16 protein-coding genes are annotated in these 15604 nt (G+C 71.9%); 10 read left to right on the forward strand and 6 right to left on the reverse strand.

Annotated elements, in window-relative coordinates:
* Nucleotides 1–118: 118 nt before the first annotated feature.
* The 3 genes from otsB to AB0F13_RS25900 all read right to left on the reverse strand — a co-directional run bounded on the left by otsB (nt 119) and on the right by AB0F13_RS25900 (nt 2573).
* Nucleotides 119–958, reverse strand: coding sequence for a trehalose-phosphatase (gene otsB, locus AB0F13_RS25890; RefSeq protein ID WP_362086940.1), 840 nt, complete (start codon nt 956–958; stop codon nt 119–121).
* A 111-nt stretch (nt 959–1069) separates the two neighbouring features.
* Nucleotides 1070–1309 (reverse strand): DUF3263 domain-containing protein, encoded by a 240-nt coding sequence (locus AB0F13_RS25895; protein WP_362086943.1) that lies wholly within the window; start codon nt 1307–1309, stop codon nt 1070–1072.
* A 10-nt stretch (nt 1310–1319) separates the two neighbouring features.
* Nucleotides 1320–2573 (reverse strand): extracellular solute-binding protein, encoded by a 1254-nt coding sequence (locus AB0F13_RS25900; protein WP_362086945.1) that lies wholly within the window; start codon nt 2571–2573, stop codon nt 1320–1322.
* A gap of 249 nt (nt 2574–2822) precedes the next feature.
* Between AB0F13_RS25900 and AB0F13_RS25905 the strand changes: the two genes are divergently transcribed.
* The 5 genes from AB0F13_RS25905 to AB0F13_RS25925 all read left to right on the forward strand — a co-directional run bounded on the left by AB0F13_RS25905 (nt 2823) and on the right by AB0F13_RS25925 (nt 8230).
* A complete protein-coding gene (locus AB0F13_RS25905) occupies nt 2823–3728 on the forward strand; it encodes an SIS domain-containing protein (protein ID WP_362086948.1) in 906 nt (301 codons plus the stop codon).
* 329 nt (nt 3729–4057) lie between these two features.
* Nucleotides 4058–5044, forward strand: a complete 987-nt coding sequence (locus AB0F13_RS25910) for an ROK family protein (RefSeq protein WP_362086951.1) — start codon at nt 4058–4060, stop codon at nt 5042–5044.
* The gene (gene nagA, locus AB0F13_RS25915) at nt 5044–6198 is read left to right on the forward strand and encodes an N-acetylglucosamine-6-phosphate deacetylase (protein ID WP_362086954.1); all 1155 of its coding nucleotides are present in this window, start codon (nt 5044–5046) and stop codon (nt 6196–6198) included. The genes AB0F13_RS25910 and nagA overlap by 1 nt, the downstream gene beginning before the upstream one ends.
* A gap of 118 nt (nt 6199–6316) precedes the next feature.
* Nucleotides 6317–7237, forward strand: a complete 921-nt coding sequence (locus AB0F13_RS25920; RefSeq protein ID WP_362086957.1) for a 1-phosphofructokinase family hexose kinase — start codon at nt 6317–6319, stop codon at nt 7235–7237.
* A 150-nt stretch (nt 7238–7387) separates the two neighbouring features.
* A complete protein-coding gene (locus AB0F13_RS25925; RefSeq protein WP_362086959.1) occupies nt 7388–8230 on the forward strand; it encodes a class II fructose-bisphosphate aldolase in 843 nt (280 codons plus the stop codon).
* Here the strand turns inward: AB0F13_RS25925 and AB0F13_RS25930 are convergent.
* Nucleotides 8217–9173 carry a carbohydrate-binding protein gene (locus tag AB0F13_RS25930; protein ID WP_362086962.1) on the reverse strand — a complete coding sequence of 319 codons (957 nt, stop codon included), beginning with the start codon at nt 9171–9173 and terminating at the stop codon, nt 8217–8219. The genes AB0F13_RS25925 and AB0F13_RS25930 overlap by 14 nt on opposite strands.
* A gap of 178 nt (nt 9174–9351) precedes the next feature.
* The gene (gene cdgB, locus AB0F13_RS25935) at nt 9352–11148 is read right to left on the reverse strand and encodes a diguanylate cyclase CdgB (RefSeq protein ID WP_362086965.1); all 1797 of its coding nucleotides are present in this window, start codon (nt 11146–11148) and stop codon (nt 9352–9354) included.
* A gap of 361 nt (nt 11149–11509) precedes the next feature.
* Between cdgB and AB0F13_RS25940 the strand changes: the two genes are divergently transcribed.
* Nucleotides 11510–12010 carry a flavin reductase family protein gene (locus AB0F13_RS25940; protein ID WP_362086968.1) on the forward strand — a complete coding sequence of 167 codons (501 nt, stop codon included), beginning with the start codon at nt 11510–11512 and terminating at the stop codon, nt 12008–12010.
* 89 nt (nt 12011–12099) lie between these two features.
* Here the strand turns inward: AB0F13_RS25940 and arfB are convergent, their stop codons facing one another.
* Nucleotides 12100–12528, reverse strand: coding sequence for an alternative ribosome rescue aminoacyl-tRNA hydrolase ArfB (gene arfB / locus AB0F13_RS25945; protein WP_362086971.1), 429 nt, complete (start codon nt 12526–12528; stop codon nt 12100–12102).
* Nucleotides 12529–12738: 210 nt separating this feature from the next.
* On the opposite strand from arfB, the gene AB0F13_RS25950 reads away from it, so the two are divergent.
* The 4 genes from AB0F13_RS25950 to AB0F13_RS25965 all read left to right on the forward strand — a co-directional run bounded on the left by AB0F13_RS25950 (nt 12739) and on the right by AB0F13_RS25965 (nt 15582).
* Entirely contained in the window at nt 12739–13314 is a 576-nt protein-coding gene (locus AB0F13_RS25950) for a TerD family protein (RefSeq protein ID WP_362086974.1), read from the forward strand.
* A 217-nt stretch (nt 13315–13531) separates the two neighbouring features.
* Complete coding sequence (locus AB0F13_RS25955; RefSeq protein ID WP_362086977.1) at nt 13532–14098, forward strand: hypothetical protein; 567 nt, start codon at nt 13532–13534, stop codon at nt 14096–14098.
* Between the two features lie 228 nt (nt 14099–14326).
* The gene (locus AB0F13_RS25960) at nt 14327–15130 is read left to right on the forward strand and encodes a DUF4239 domain-containing protein (protein ID WP_362086980.1); all 804 of its coding nucleotides are present in this window, start codon (nt 14327–14329) and stop codon (nt 15128–15130) included.
* A 215-nt stretch (nt 15131–15345) separates the two neighbouring features.
* Nucleotides 15346–15582, forward strand: coding sequence for a cupin domain-containing protein (locus tag AB0F13_RS25965; RefSeq protein ID WP_362086983.1), 237 nt, complete (start codon nt 15346–15348; stop codon nt 15580–15582).
* Nucleotides 15583–15604 lie beyond the last annotated feature (22 nt).

The following is a 15604-nucleotide window of genomic DNA, read 5'->3' on the forward strand; positions in this document are numbered from 1 at the left end:
ACGCCGGACGGGCTGGAAATCCAGCCCGTCCGGGGGCACCTCCCAGCGGTAGCTGGGGGAGCTTGAGGACCGGGGTCCGGGGCGGAGCCCCGGTTCGGGGGCGGGTGGGGAAAGCCGATCAGCTGACCCTGTCCGCCAGAGCCTCCAGCAGCCCCACCGTGCCGGCGGGCCCGTCCACGACGAGGTCCGCCCGCTCGGCAAGCACCGCGACCTCGGCGCTGCCGCTGCACACGAGCGTGCCGGGCACCCCCTCGGCGCGCAGCTTCTCGACCGCCGCGAAGGCTGCGAGGTCACCGAGGTCGTCACCGGCGTAGAGGACGCAGGACGCGCCGGCCTCGCGTACGTACTCGGCGAGGGCGACGCCTTTGTCCATGCCGGGCGGGCGCAGCTCCAGCACCAGCCGGCCCGGTTCGACGATCAGGCCGTGGCGCTCGGCGAGCTCGGTGAGCGGGACGCGCAGGGCGTCGAAGGCGGCCTGCGGGTCGGCGGCGCGCCGGGTGTGGACGGCGATGGCACGGCCCTTGTCCTCGACCCAGGTGCCCCGCCAGGCGCCCGACTTGTCCAGTACGCCCGGAAGTTCCGCCTGGACGGCGGTCACGCCGGGATGCGGCGCGGGAGTGTGCACGGTGCCGGTCACGGCGTCCCAGCGCTCGGCGCCGTAGTGGCCGAGCACCACGAGATGTTCCAGGCCCAGGACCCCGGCGAAGCCGCCGTAGCGCACCGCCACGCCGGCCGCCCGGCCGGTGATCACCGCGATGGAGCCCAGGCGCGGGGCGAGCCGGGCGAGGGCGGGCACGGCACCGGGGTGGGCGCGGGCCTGCTCGGGGTCCGGCACGATCTCGGCGAGAGTGCCGTCGAAGTCGAGGGCGACAACCGCGCGTTCGGGCCGCGCGAGGAGTGCGGCCAGGCCGTCGCGGCCGGCGGCGGTCACAGGTTCCGGGAGGGAGTGGCTGCCCATGCCGGCGACCCTACCCGGGCGGCAACCGGTGAAGCGGCCACTTGCACGGAGACGGCGGGAACGCCGGACGGACGCCGGGCGGACGCCGGATGTACGCCGCACGCCCCGGGGTCAGCGGCGCTCGCGCCGCGCGTCGCGCAGCCGCCGCAGCCGGTTGACCGTGACGGGGTCGTGGGCGAGGGCCCGCGGGTCGTCGAGGAGGGCGTTGAGCAGCTGGTAGTAACGGGCCGGGGTGATGCCGAGCCGCTCGCGCACGGCCCGCTCCTTGGCGCCGGGCCCGGGCCAGGACTGCCGTTCCAGGGCGAGCACGGCCACATCGCGCTCCGACAGCTCGCCCCGGTCCTCGCCCACGTCACTCAACCTAGCGGTCCGCGAGCTCCGTGGCCTCCGCCTCGCGCTGGATCTCGCCGAGGACGGCGGACGGGTCGCCGCCCTTCTGCACGGCCGAGCCGATCTTCTCCTTGATCGCCACGCTGACCTTCGCCCAGGACGTCTTGTCGGCGGGGTAGAACTCGGCGTTCTCCAGCTGCTCCAGGAAGGGCCACAGGTCGCTGTGCGCCCGGCTCTCGCGCATCGCGGTGGAGGCGGTGGTGGTCACGGGCAGCAGCCTGTACTCGGTCGTGAAGGACATGACGTTGTCCTTGTTGTAGACGAAGTCGAGGAACGTGCCGATCTGCTCGCTGTGACCGTTCTTCTTGAAGGCCATCATCCAGTCGGCGACGCCCATGGTGGACTTGGCCCTGCCCTTGATGCCGGGCAGCGGCGCCATCTCGAATTCGACCTTCTCCGCCTTGGCCTGCTGCATCAGCGTCGGGTGGCCGTGGAGCATGCCGACCTCGCCCTTGGTGAACGCGTCGAAGACGTCCTGGCGGTTGGTGCGGGCCGGGTTCCCGGAGCCGGTGAGGCCCTTGCCGACGAGCTCGTCGCGCAGCCAGGTGAAGGTCTTGACGTTCTCGGGCGAGCCGATGGTGTACGCACCGGTGTTGTCGGTGTAGCCACCGCCGCCGCCGAGCAGCCACAGCATGGTCTCGGCCGGTGCCTCCTCGGGACCGAGCGGCAGGCCGAAGGGTATCGGCACCCGGGCTGCCTGGAGCTTCGCGGCGGCGGCCTGGAGCTCGTCCCAGCTCTCGGGGGCCTTGGCGATGCCGGCCTTCCTGAAGAGCGCCTTGTTGAAGAAGAGCAGGCGGGTGCTGCCGACGAAGGGCAGGCCGTACTGCACGCGGTGCACCTCGCCCGCCTTGGCGATCGAGGAGATGAACTCCGCCTGGGTGGGTATGGAGATCATCTGTTCGGCGCTGTAGAGCTTGCCGGCCGCGGCGAAGTCGGCGTACGCGCCGATCTGCGCGAGGTCGGGGGCCTTGCCCGCGGCGACCATGTCGGCGACCTTCTTGTCGACCTCGGTCCAGCTGTAGACCTCGACGTCGACCTTGATGCCGCCGTGCTGCTTCTCGAACTGCCGGACCAGCGCGTCCCAGTACTTCTTGGAGGAGTTGCCCGGTTTGTCGCCGTAGTCGGCCGCGACGAGCTTCAACTTCTTGTCGCCGCCGGGGCCCTCGCTCCCGCACGCCGTCAGCGCGGGCGCCAACGCCGCCGCTGCGGCACCCGCCGCCGTCATGCCCAAGAACCGCCGCCGCTGCACTACTGCTACCCACCTTGTGGTTCGTGTTCGCTCAATGGAGACCGTGAATCTCCCCCCTGGAGATCGTGAGTCCCGTGGAGACCGTGAGTTTCTCCCGCGCGCCACCTTACGGTCTACGCCCCGGGGGTTGCGCTTCGGTATCGCCGTAGCGCTCTTCCCCCAGGTCACACGGGACTGCTATCCACGGGATGACCGCTTACCGCACCCCGCAAGGAGCAGCAGCGCATGAAGCCGTCCCCTTCCCTCAGCTCCCTCACCGGTCGTGAACTCGCCACCCAGCCCGACTGCTGGCGGCGCGCCGCCGAGGCCGCGGCGAGCGCGGCGGCCCTGCCGCGGCCCGGCGAGCGGGTGGCGGTGACCGGCTGCGGCACTTCGTGGTTCATGGCCCAGTCGTACGCGGCCCTGCGCGAGGCCTCCGGGCAGGGCGAGACGGACGCCTTCGCCGCGTCGGAGTTCCCCCTCGCGCGACCGTACGACCGTGTCGTGGCGATAACCCGGTCCGGTACGACGACGGAGGTGCTGCGGCTGCTGGAGGCGTTGCGGGTGCCCACGCTGGCGATCACCGCCGACCCGCGGACGCCGGTGCGGGACGCGGCGGACGAGGTGGCGGTGCTGGACTGGGCGGACGAGGAGTCGGTGGTCCAGACCCGCTTCGCGACGACGGCCCTTGCGTACTTGAGGGCGGGGCTGCAGGGCACAGCGGCGGTCACCGGCGCCGCGGAGGACGCGGAGCGGGCGCTCGCCGACCCGCTGCCGCCGGAGGCGCTGGGCGCGGAGCAGTGGACGTTTCTCGGCCGCGGCTGGACGTACGGCCTGGCGCAGGAGGCGGCCCTGAAGATGCGCGAGGCGGCGGGCGCGTGGACGGAGTCGTACCCGGCCATGGAGTACCGGCACGGCCCGGTCTCGGTCACGGCCCCGGGCCGGGTGGCGTGGGTGTTCGGCCCCGTCCCGGAGGGCCTGGCGGCGGACGTGACCCGCACGGGCGGCACGCTCGTCCTCGCGGACGGCGACCGCGATCCGATGGCGGAACTCGTCCGCGCCCAGCGCCTGGCGGTGGCGGTGGCCCAATCGCGGGGCCTCGACCCGGACGCCCCGCGCAACCTGACGCGGAGCGTGATCCTGGGCGGATAACGATTCCGGGGGGCGTGCGGGCGTGCGGCTGAACGGTTCTCGCCCCCGCCCCGCCCTTTCACCGTTTCTTGTCCTCAATCGCCGGACGGGCTGGCAAATCCAGCCCGTCCGGGGGCACCTCCCAGCGGTAGCTGGGGGAGATTGAGCCCCGGTCCGGGCAACAAATCAGCCCGTCTGGGGGCACCTCCCAGCGGTAGCTGGGGGAGTTTGAGGACCGGGGGCCGGGGCGGAGCCCCGAAGTCCCGCCGGAGGCGGGAAACGGTGCCGCACCGCCCCACCCCCGGCGAGTGGACTAGACCTTTCGCACCCGGACGCGCAAAACTACATGCGTGAAACACGTCATCGCCCTAGACGTAGGCGGCACCGCCATCAAGGCCGCGCTGGTCAGCGCGGACCACACGCTGCTCTACGAGACCAGGCGCCCCACCGGCCGCGACAAGGGCCCCGAAGCCGTCGTCGCCGGCATCCTCGGCCTCGCCGCCGAGCTGCGCGAGCACGGCGTCCGTACGTACGGCGAACCGGCAGCCGCGGCAGGCGTGGCCGTCCCCGGCATCGTGGACACCGCACAGGGCGTCGCGGTGTACGCCGCCAACCTCGGCTGGCGGGACGTCCCCCTCCGGGACCTGCTGAGCCGCCGCCTCAGCGGCGAGCGCGGCGAGCGCGGCGAGCGCGCCGGTACCCCCGTCGCCGTCGGCCACGACGTCCGCACCGGCGGCCTCGCCGAGGGCCGCATCGGCGCCGGCCGGGGCGCCGACCGCTTCCTCTTCGTCCCCCTCGGCACCGGCATAGCCGGCGCCATCGGCATCGACGGCCGCATCGAGGAGGGCGCCCACGGCTGCGCGGGCGAGATCGGCCACATCGCCGTACGCCCCGGCCCCGACGGCGCGGAGTGCGGCTGCGGCGGCCGCGGCTGCCTGGAGACGGTCGCCTCCGCCTCCGCGGTCGGCCGCGCCTGGGCCGCCGCGAGCGGCGAGGCGGCTGCCGACGCAGCCGACTGCGCCCGGGCCGTCGCGGCGGGCGACCCGCGCGCCCGCGCCGTGTGGCAGCACGCCGTCGACGCCCTCGCCGACGGCCTGGTCATGGGCCTCACCCTGCTCGACCCCCGCACGCTGATCATCGGCGGCGGGCTGGCGGAGGCGGGCGACACCCTCTTCACGCCGCTCCGCGCGGCGGTCGCGCAACGCATCACGTTCCAGAAACTCCCCCTCATCGTCCCCGCGGCCCTCGGGGACACCGCCGGCTGCCTGGGCGCGGGTCTGCTCGCCTGGGACCTGCTCGCCGAGCACGCCACGCAACCCACGGAGGTATCCGCCTGATGGTCGATCGAACGGTTCTTGCCGGTGCCCACGTGGTGCTGCCGACCGGGGTGGCGGAGGGGGGCCGCGTCACGGTCGAGGGCGGACGCATCGCACACAACGCGCCGCAGGAGGAGATCACCTTCGATCTCACCGGGCACTGGATCGTCCCCGGCTTCGTGGACCTGCACGTCCACGGCGGCGGCGGCGCGTCCTTCTCCGCCGGCACGGCCGAGGAGGCGCTCACCGCGATCCGCACGCACCGCGCGCACGGCACCACGACGATGGTCGCCTCCACGGTCACCGGCGACCTGGACGACCTCGCCCGGCAGGCCGCGGTCCTCTCCGAGCTCACCGAGCAGGGCGACCTGGCGGGCATCCACTTCGAGGGCCCCTTCATCTCCCCGCACCGCTGCGGCGCCCACCAGCCGGAGCTGCTGCGCGACCCGCACCCGGCGGACGTCCGCAAGCTCGTCGACGCCGCGCGCGGGGCGGCCCGCATGATGACGCTGGCGCCGGAGCTCGACGGTGGCCTGGAGTCCGTACGCCTGCTCGCCGACAGCGGCGTCATCGCAGCCGTAGGCCACACGGACTCGACGTACGAGTCCACCCTCGAAGCCATCGACGCGGGCGCGACCGTCGCCACCCACCTCTTCAACGCGATGCCGTCGCTGCTGCACCGCGCACCCGGCCCGATCGCGGCGCTGCTGGAGGACGAACGCGTCACCGTCGAGCTGATCAACGACGGCACGCACCTGCACCCGGCCGTCCTGGAGCTGGCGTTCGCCCGGGCCGGCGCGGACCGCGTCGCGTTCATCACCGACGCGATGGGCGCGGCCGGCATGAACGACGGCATGTACCCGCTCGGCCCGATGCGCGTCGAGGTCAAGGACGGTGTGGCCCGTATCGCCGACGGCCCGACGGCGGGCTCGATCGCGGGCTCGACGCTGACGCTCGACACCGCCTTCAAGCGCGCGGTGACGGTCGACGGGCTGCCCGTCGAGGACGCCGTACGGGCCCTCTCCGCGAACCCGGCGCGCCTGCTGGGCGTTGCCGGCCGGGTCGGCTCCCTGGAGCCGGGCAAGGACGCGGACCTGGTCGTGCTCGACGGTTCGTACGACCTGGCCGGCGTCATGCGCAAGGGCGAATGGCTGGTCCGTCCCGAAGTGGGCTGATTCTCCCGGCATTTGAACAGCGGCGGCAGGTCCGAGGTCTGGGCCTGCCGCCGCTGTTTTGGCATGATCGCTCGCGCATCCGTCATGGGAGTCACGCAGTCGCGAGAGAGAGGCGCCGATGATCCTCACGGTCACGCTCAACGCCGCGCTCGACCTGACCTACCGTGTTCCGCGCCTGCTCCCGCACGCCTCGCACCGCGTCGCCCGGGCCGCCGAACGCCCCGGCGGCAAGGGCCTCAACGTCGCGCGGGTCCTGGCCGCGCTGGGCCACGAGACGGTGGTCACGGGCTTCGTGGGCGGCCCGACGGGCGACACCCTGCGCCGGCTCCTCGCGGAGTGCCCCGGTCCGCTCACCGACGCGCTCGCGCCCATCACCGGCGACACCCGCCGCACGGTCGGCGTCACCGACGACTTCACCGGCGACACCACCCAGCTCAACGAGGCCGGCCCGCACGTCACCCCCGACGAGTGGGCCGCCTTCGACGACCGCTACGTACGCCTCCTGCGCGACGCCCGGGCGGTGGCCCTGTGCGGCAGCCTGCCGCCCGGCGTGCCGGTCGGCGCGTACGCGCACCTCGTGCGCGAGGCCCGCACCCGGCACGTGCCGGTGCTGCTCGACACCAGCGGCGAGCCGCTGCGCCGGGGCGTCGCCGCCCGCCCTGACGTCGTCAAGCCGAACGCCGCCGAACTCGCCGCCCTGACCGGCTCCACCGAACCGCTGCGCGCCGCCCTCGCCACCCGCCGCCGCGGCGCCCACGCCGTCGCCGCCTCGCTGGGCCCCGACGGCATCCTCGCCGTCACCCCCGACGGCACCTGGCACGCCACCCCGCCCAAGTCCCTGCCGGGCAACCCCACCGGCGCCGGCGACTCCGCCGTGGCCGGCCTCCTCTCCGCCTGGTCCGAAGGCCTCCCCTGGCCCGACCGCCTGACCCGCGCTGTGGCCCTGTCCGCCGCGACGGTCCGCGCCCCGGCGGCGGGCGAGTTCGACCGCGCGGTGTACGAGGAGACGCTGGGGCACGTACGGGTGAGGGAACTGTGAGGGCAGGCGACCCGGGGTCCGGGGCGAAGCCCCGGTTACGGGAAGGGGCGGGACCGGGGAAGAACTCCCCGCCGCGACGGCGCGCGACCACGACGCACACGCCCGGCGGTGCCGAGCGCACCGCAGCAACCGTCACCGGCAGGAGGCCCCATGCCCCTCGTCAGCACGAGCGAACTGATCATCACGGCGCGAGCCCGGAACACGGCCGTCATGGCGTTCAACGTCATCACCGTCGAGCACGCCGAAGCCATCGCCGCCGGCGCCGAGGCCGCAGGCACCCCGGCCGTCCTGCAGATCTCCGAGAACGCCGTGAAGTTCCACGGTGGCCGCCTGGCCCCCATCGCCGCCGCCACGGCGTCGGTGGCCCGTGCCTCCCCCGCCCGCCTCGCGCTCCACCTCGACCACGTGGAGAGCGTGGACCTCCTGCACGCCGCGTCCGCGCATGACTTCACGTCAGTGATGTTCGACGCCTCGAAGCTCCCCTACGGAGACAACGTCAAGGCCACGGCGAAGGCTGCGCATTGGGCTCACGAGCGCGGCCTGTGGCTGGAGGCGGAACTGGGCCGCGTCGGCGGAAAGGCGGGCGACGCCCACACACCGGGCGTACGGACGGACCCCGCCGAGGCGGCGGCCTACGTCGCCGGCACCGGCGTGGACGCCCTGGCCGTGGCCGTAGGCAGCACCCACGCGATGACCGAACGCACGGCCACCTTGGACCACGCCCTCATCGCCGCGCTCCGCGCCGCAGTCCCGGTCCCGCTCGTCCTGCACGGCTCCTCGGGCGTCCCGGACGCCGAACTCCGTGGCGCGGTGGCAGCCGGCATGACCAAAATCAACGTCGGCACGGCCCTGAACACGGCCTTCACCGGCGCGGTACGAGCCTTCCTGGAGGCCCACCCATCGACGGTGGACCCGCGCAAGTACCTCGTCCCTGCGCGGGAGGCGATGGCGGGGACGGTGGCGAGGTTTCTGCAGAACGTCAGGACCCGCTGAGCCAGGTCTGATCGAGATGCGAGTCGCACTTGTTGCCGGCCTCGCAGGAGAGCTTGATGACGTTCGTCCCCTTGTTGAGGCTGATCTCGGACCAGGTGCTCATCCAGTTGCTCGACCACTCGCCCGGCTTGGTGTGGATGTGGTCCCTCATGTCGATCGCCCTGCTCTCACGCTTGCCGTTGGCGGTGATGGTGAGATTCGCGTCCTGACCGGGGACACCGTAGGAGAGGTTCAGCCGGTAACGGCCGGCACTCTCGACCTCCACCGTCCACTCGATGCCGGCGCCCTGCTGGTTCATGCCGGTGACGTAAGCGCCGTCGTTCGCCTTCGCGCCCGAGACCGACTTCTCAGTCGTGGCGCCACCGACAAGCCGCAGGCTCGCCGCATCGCGCTTCTGCTGACCGTTGGCCGAGGGGTTCTTGGGCCCCTCGTCCTTCTTGTCCTTCTCCTTCTTCTTCGAAGAAGAGTCGGAATCACCCGATCCGCCGCCCGAGCTATCCTCACCGCTCGCGCTGTTCTGCTTGTCGCCCTTGCCGGACGAGTCGTTGTTCATGATCGCCACGCCGATGCCGCCCGCGACCACCAGGACCACCGCTATGGCAGCTATGAGCAGCCCGCGCCGGTTCGGCCGGGCGCTGCCGCCCTGGGCCGCGTGGCCGGACTGCTGCGGGCCGCCGCCCTGGGCAGTGGGCGGCATGCCGCCCGGCAGGGTCTCGGGGGCGGCGTAGTGCGGGTTCGGTGCGGGGCGCTGGGCGGCGGCGCCCTGCTGGCCGCCGTAGGTGCGCGAGCCGACCGGGCGTACCTGGTGGTGCGACGTTCGGGGGACGCCCGGCTGATGGGTGGCGGAACCGCCACCCTCGGTGGACCCCTCGCCGCCTCGGTACAGATATCCGAACGGGTCGTCGTTCTCCGGCGTACCGGTGCCGTTGTTACCGGCCGTCATCCCCTGTCACTCCCCACATGGTGTGCCCATCGGCGCCCACGCCCGTACGCGCCAGAACCGCGGCTGTCGAGGCCGGGGCGGCCACCACGGTCGGCGGCGGTGCCGCATCGGCGCAGCCTACCCCGACAGGGCGGTTTCACGCCGCGCACCGCACCCCCGGAGGGGGGCGGAAAGGGGCTCAGCCGGCTCGTCGGCCGGCCTTGGCGCGGGAGCGTTTTTCGATGTACATGCGCTGGTCAGCGGAGTGCAGCACCTCGTCCGCGGACATCCCGCAGCCCGCCCAGCCGATTCCGAAACTCGCCCCTACCCGCACCGCCCGCCCATCCACCTTTATGGGCGGAATGATGGCATTGCGCAGGCGTATCGCAAGGTCTTCGGCGTCGGCCGGGCCCAGCCCGTCGGCGAGGACGACGAACTCGTCGCCGCCCAGCCGGGCGACCGTGTCGCCGTCGCGGACGCCGTTGCTGAGCCGCCGGGCGACCTCGATGAGGACGGCGTCGCCGGTGTGGTGACCGAAGCGGTCGTTGATCGACTTGAAGCCGTCGAGGTCGCAGAAGAGGACGGCCAGGCCCTTGGTGCCGTCGTCGACACTCTCGTCGGGGGCTATGGCGTGCTCGTGGTGGTGTTCGTGGTGGCCGTACGGGCTCTCGGGCACGCCGCCGAAGTCGTCGGGCGTGAAGTCCGGCGCGTAGTCGGGCGCGGCGTCGGAGCCGAAGCCGTGCGCGGCGCTCACCACTCCTGCCGCGCCTCCGGCGCCCGGACCGGCAAGGGTGCTCACCGTGCCGCACGCCGCCCCCACCGCCGCACTCGCGGTGCTCTCGACCTCCGCGAAGCCCTCCAGGGAGCCGTACGGCCCCACGGCCGCCGCCGCGTGCGACTCGCTGCCGGGCGGGCGGCCGCAGAGCCGGCTGCTGAGGCGGGCGCGCAGCTCGGCGCTGTTGGGCAGGCCGGTCAGCGAGTCGTGGCTGGCGCGGTGGGCGAGCTGGAGCTCGTGGCGCTTGCGCTCCTCGATGTCCTCGACGTGGGTGAGCAGGAAGCGCGGCCCGTCGGCGGCGTCGGCCACGACGGAGTTGCGCAGCGACACCCAGATGAACGTGCCGTCGCGCCGGGCCAGGCGCAGCTCGGCGCGGCCGCCCTCGGCGGAGGTGCGCAGGAGGGTACCGATGTCGTCGGGATGGACGAGGTCGGAGAAGGAGTAGCGGCGCATCTGGGACGCGGAGCGGCCCAGCAGCCGGCACAGGGCGTCGTTGGTGCGGTGCAGCCGGCCGTGCTGGTCGCCGCCCATCTCGGCGATGGCCATGCCGCTGGGGGCGTACTCGAAGGCCTGGCGGAAGCTTTCCTCACTGGCGCGCAGGGCTTGCTGCTCGCGTTCGAGCCGGACCAGGGCACGCTGCATATTTGCGCGTAGACGAGCGTTACTGATCGCAATCGCGGCCTGTGACGCGTACATGTGGAGCGCCTCACGGCCCCAGGGCCCCGGTCGCCGCCCGTTGCGCGGTTTGTCCACGGAGATGACGCCGAGCAGTTCCCCGCCGGAGGGCCCGGCGGTGTACATGGGGGCGAAGAGCCGGTCCATCGGGTGCCACTCGTCGGCGAAGCGCGGCGCCGGTCCGCCGGTGTGCCACTGCGGGACGTCGTCCTCGTCGAGCACCCAGCCCTCGGTGTACGGAATGAAGCGCAGCCCGCCCCAGTGGTCGCCCATCGACAGCCGCCGCTCCCACGACACGCGGGAGCCGACGCGGCCCGCCATGAGCGCCTCGGCGCTGGCGCTCCCGGCCACCGCGGCCACGACGAGATCCCCGTCCGGGCGTACGAGATTGACGGCCGAGAGCTCATAGCCGAGCCCGGCGACGATGCCGTCGGCGACGGTCTGCAAGGTGTCCGCGAGGCTGCGCGCGGTGTTCAGTTCCGCGATGGCCTGATGGACCTGCCTCAAGGTGGCCAGGCGGACATACGGCTCCGACTCGGTCTCCATAGCTCGCTCTCCCCCGAGACCTCGACAGCAACTCCAGGCTTCTTGTTCGTCCGTTTACCCGGCCACTGAATCACAGCGAGCTGAACACCCGGTACACAGGGTCAACAATAACTCGCCTCTGTGACTCAAGTCACAAAGCGTGATGAAGTCCTCCTACTGGCGTTCGAGTGCGCTCTTATGCTTCGTGAACGCAAATTCGATGACATCGAGATGACATCGAAAGGTCGCCTTCGGGGCACCTCCGACCTAGGACCTGTCTCGTCCGGAAGCCCGATGCGTCCCGTCCCCCGGGACGGCTAGCGTGCAGAGCGTGTTGCAGACGACTTCGCCCCCAGAGACCGGCATAGCTCATCCTGAAGAGGTGACCGCCGACGAATTCCGCGCAGCCCTCGCCCGCCTCGCCGCGGGCGTCGTGCTGGTGACCGCGCACGACCCGGAGGACGGTCCGCGCGGCGAGGACGTCGGGATGACGGCCACGGCATTCATGTCCGTCTCGCTCGAACCACCCCTGGTGATGGTGAGCGTTCGCAACGGCTCCCGGATGGACGATCTCCTGGAGCACCAACCCGTGTGGGGTGTCTCCGTCCTCTCGGAGAGCCAGCGGCACATCGCCGGCCGCTTCGCGATGAAGGGCCGCATCAGCGACCGGCTCCTCTTCGAGGACATCGCGTACGAGCGCGGCGGGACCAGCGGCGCCCCGCTCGTGCGGGGGGCCCTGTCGGTACTGGAGTGCCGCACCGAGCAGCGCGTGGTGGCGGGGGACCACACGCTCGTCATCGGCCGGGTCCTACGAGCCGACACCCCGAGCTCGGAGAGCGGCCCGCTGACGTACTTCCGTGGGCGGTACCGCTTCCTGACGTAGCACGGCGGGGTGGCCCGGCCCCGTAGTCGCGTCGGCGGGCGGGCCCAGTGGTCCCGTCGGCGGCCCGGCCCAGTGGTCGCGTCGGCGGTCTAGCCCCAGCCGCGGCCCGAACGGCCGCGCTTGGTGTCGGCGCGCTGCTTCTTCTCCCGCAGCCGCCGCTCATTGATGCCGCGTGGGATCTTCGTGGGCCGCCGCGGCTTGGGCGGCGGCGCCGTCGCCTCCGCCAGCAGCGACGCCAGCCGCACGGCCGCGGTCTCGCGGTTGCGCCACTGGGAACGGTGCTCGGAGGCCCGTACGGTCACGACCCCGTCGGCCAGCCGGCCGGCGAGGCGCTCCAGCGCCCGTTCCTTCCACACCGGCGGCAGCGCTTCGGTCGCCGCGATGTCGAACCGCAGCTCGACCTGGCTGTCGCTGGTGTTGACGTGCTGTCCACCCGGGCCGGACGACCGCGAGAAACGCCACATGAGCTCGGCCTCCGGAAGGGAGACGGAGCCGCGGATGACGTGGGGACCGGACATGCGTCCCATGTTCCCCTGCCGCGAGCGGCTCCGTCACCTCGTTTTGCTGTCGGCACTGTCGGCAGGAACGGCGGCGGCCGGCGGCATCAGGAATTGGCAAAGAAAGTAAAGAAGGCTGGAACCCTGCGTCCCCTGGTCGGCGTTAACTGGGATGACGGTAGCTTCGGGCGCGAGCTTCGTGGCACTACCCCATCAGAAAGGGACATTCCCATGGCTGTAAGCCTGTCCAAGGGCGGCAACGTCTCCCTCACCAAGGAGGCCCCGGGCCTGGCGGCCGTCACGGTCGGCCTCGGCTGGGACGTCCGCACCACCACTGGCACGGACTTCGACCTCGACGCGAGCGCCATCGCCGTGAACGCGGGCGGCCGGGTCTACTCCGACTCCCACTTCGTCTTCTTCAACAACAAGTCCACCCCGGACCAGTCGATCGTCCACACCGGTGACAACGTCACCGGCGCGGGCGAGGGCGACGACGAGCAGATCAATGTCAACCTGGCCGCCCTCCCCGGCGACATCGACAAGATCGTCTTCCCGGTCTCCATCTACGACGCCACCACGCGCTCGCAGAACTTCGGCCAGGTCCGCAACGCCTACATCCGCATCATCAACCAGTCCGGCGGCGCCGAGCTCGCCCGCTACGACCTGAGCGAGGACGCCGCCACCGAGACCGCCATGGTCTTCGGCGAGCTCTACCGCAACGGCGCCGAGTGGAAGTTCCGCGCGGTCGGCCAGGGCTACGCGTCGGGCCTCGCCGGCATCGCGCAGGACTTCGGCGTCAACGTCTGACGGTCGTCGCCGTAGGCAGTAGCCGTAGACGGTAGGCAGCACAGTCGTAGTGCGAGAGAGGGTCACCCCCGCGTGGGCGTGACCCTCTCTGCCCACACGGTCACCGCACCTCGTTCCGACGGCTCCTCCGCAGGTCTGAGCCGGGCCCATCCCTGCGGCTGTTACGACCCTCCCCGCGGGTGACGACCCGCCGCCGCGTCGCGAAAAGACTGGCCGTGTGACAACGATCAGTCGACTCCGCCCCACCCCGGCACCGAGCGGTACGGAACACCCCGTCCCGAGATGGGCGGTCGTCACCGCCCGTGCGATCCCCCTCGTCCTCCTGCCCCAGTGCCTGTGGCGGCTGCCGTTCGCCTTCCATTTCGAGATGGGCAGCGTGCAGTCGGTCGGCATGCCGACGATGTGGATCTCCATCCCCTACGTCTTCGGCCTCAGCCTCGTCTCGGAGGCCCTGGCCCTGCTCTCCTTCGGCCTGGTACGCGGCTGGGGCGAGACCGCCCCCGCCTGGCTCCCCTTCATCGGCGGCAAAGCCATTCCGCCCTTCGCGGCCATCGTCCCCGCCGCCCTCGGCGGCCTCGGCGCCACGGCTTTCTGGATGCCCACGCTGCTGGGCTGGCTGGGCCTCATCAGCCCCGGCATCGGGTTCGAGAGCGCCGGGTGGGAAGTACTGGCGAAGGTGTGCGTCGCCCCCGGGATGCTGTGGGGGCCCATGCTGCTGGCGCTGACCTACGCCTACTACGTACGGCGCTGCCGGAAACCGGAGGGCGGCCGGTCGGCGCCGTGACCCTGCCACCAGCCCGCTCATCGCCACACCGGTCACCGACAGCGTCAGTGAACGGTCCCTCACATCCGCTGCTCCGATGGGGTGGTCCGGCAGGAGGCAGCTATGTCCACGCTTCGGCCGGGCGGCGGCCGGAGGACCATCGGGGCCATGCCCGGCGGCCGTTTCCTCGGGAGCCGCCCGGGTGGAGTGGGCCGGAGAAGGTCAGGAGTCGAGCAGGGAGATCTGCACGTGATCATCACTGTGGTCGTGGCCGCGTGTGCGCTGATCGTCGGGGTGGTCGGCCGCCGGCTGCTGCGTGATGAGCTGGCGGCTCTGGAGACCCCCACGCTCACGGTCCGCGATTTCGTGCTGCCTCTGCAGGCCCTGACCGTTTTCGTGCTCGCCTACGTCCTGGTCATGGCCTCGGGCTCCAACGGCAGAGCCGAAGAAGCGGTCCGGCAGGAAACCGAAGTGCTGGACCACATGTACAAGGCTGCCGACTTCGCACCGGCCGCCCCGCGACAGCGGTTGCAGGCCGACCTCATCTGCTACGTACGCGCCGTACGGTCGGCGGAATGGGCCGCCATGGCACACGGCCAGGGCTCACCCGTCCCCGACGTGTGGAGCAGCGACTTCCACGCCACGTTCAAGACGATGGATACCAAGGCAGCGCCGTTCAGCATGCTGGTCTCCGCCGACAGGGACCGCGATCAGGCCCGGCAGACCCGGGTGGCCGAGTCCACACCGGCCATCCCCGGTGCCGTGTACTGGCTGTTGCTGGCCGCGCTCGCCATCCTCGTCATCACACTGGGCCTGTGCCTGCCGCCCGCCAACAACGCGACCGTCACCGCCGCACTGGTGGTCCTGACCGCTCTGCTCGCCTGTGTCCTGCTCACCATCCGGGACGTCGAGCGGCCCTTCAGCGGTGTGATCCAGATCAAACCCAGCGCCATGACGGCACTCGAGGACAACATGACCAAGGACTTTACGGCCGCCTATGGAAACAACCACCTGCCCTGCGACGAAAACGGCAGCAAGCACACCACGCAGTGACCTGACCTGCATCGTGATCCTTTGCCATTCGGTCGACCAGCCGCCGGTGCGGGCCGCATAGCCTCTGAGACATCGCATCCACCGACGCCGACCGGCAGGAGAAGTGTGTTGTCGTGAGCTCGATCAACCTGGCGGACACCGCCGCGTATCTCCCACAGGGGTGGCATTCGCTCGTTCTGGGACGGGTGGGTCCCGCGTGCCTGAAGGTACTGAGAATGGACGAAATGCCGGTCGAGGAGGAAAGCCACGCCACTCCCGAGGCCCTGCTCGTCCTCGACGGACGCCTCGAACTCGAAGTCGGCGGCCACCCGGTGTCGGTGAACAGCGGCGACCTCTACATCGTCCCCGCCGGGACATCCCACGCGGTCCGGCCCGGCAGCCACGGCACGCTCGTCATCGTGGACCTCGGGGAACCCGCCGCCCCCGCCGCCCCGGCCGCCCCCGCCGCCTGAGCGGCAGCTCCGCCTGCCGGGC

It is taken from the genome of Streptomyces sp. NPDC026206 (assembly GCF_040638465.1).
Taxonomy (GTDB): domain Bacteria; phylum Actinomycetota; class Actinomycetes; order Streptomycetales; family Streptomycetaceae; genus Streptomyces.